Source organism: Mesorhizobium kowhaii (assembly GCF_042431665.1).
In the GTDB taxonomy this organism is placed as follows: Bacteria; Pseudomonadota; Alphaproteobacteria; order Rhizobiales; family Rhizobiaceae; genus Mesorhizobium; species Mesorhizobium kowhaii.
Map to the genome: position 1 here is coordinate 1 of NZ_JBHLYT010000181.1, position 633 is coordinate 633.

Consider the following 633-nt stretch of genomic DNA (forward strand, 5'->3'; position numbering starts at 1 on the left):
GATGATACGTCGGCGCGCCACGCCAACCAGGACGGCTACACCGCTCAGATCGGCGATGACCGCTTCACCGCGTTCCGCACCGGGCGATCGAAGTCACGGGGGGCATTCCTGGCAACGCTGCGCGCCGGGCACGGCGATTACGTCATCAATGACGAGGCGTTGGCCTATATGCGCGGCCGCAACCTCGCTGGTCCGGTGATCGACCGGGTGGCGGCTCTCCGCAAAAGGTGTTTGCCGACAGCGCCGCCTGGCAGGCGCATCTGGCAGCGCTGGGCCTCGACCAGCTTGCGGTTGAGCCGAACCCAGTCAAGATTGCCACCGAGGGGACGATGTGGGGGGCGATCCGCCATCATGGCTTTCTTGCCGACGCCGTTATCGTCTCCGATGACGCCGGCCAGTTCCGCATCGCCGACCATGCTCTGTGTTGGGTCCACGCCGAGCGGCTCGTCCACAAATTGGTGCCGATGACGCCAGACCAGGGCCAGGCCGTTGACGTCATGCGCCAGTTGATCTGGTGGTTCTATCACGGCCTGAAGAGCTATCAGCGGTCACCTTGTCCGCGCCGCGCGGCGGCCTTGCGTGCCCGCTTCGACCGCCTGTTCAAACGACGAACCGGCTACGTCATGCTCGACA

General features: G+C 65.2%; 1 pseudogene. It reads left to right on the forward strand.

Annotation, left to right across the window (positions count from 1 at the left end):
• Positions 1 to 227: 227 nt before the first annotated feature.
• Positions 228 to 633 (forward strand): annotated as a pseudogene (locus ACFFNA_RS39000) (IS66 family transposase); the annotation flags it as partial.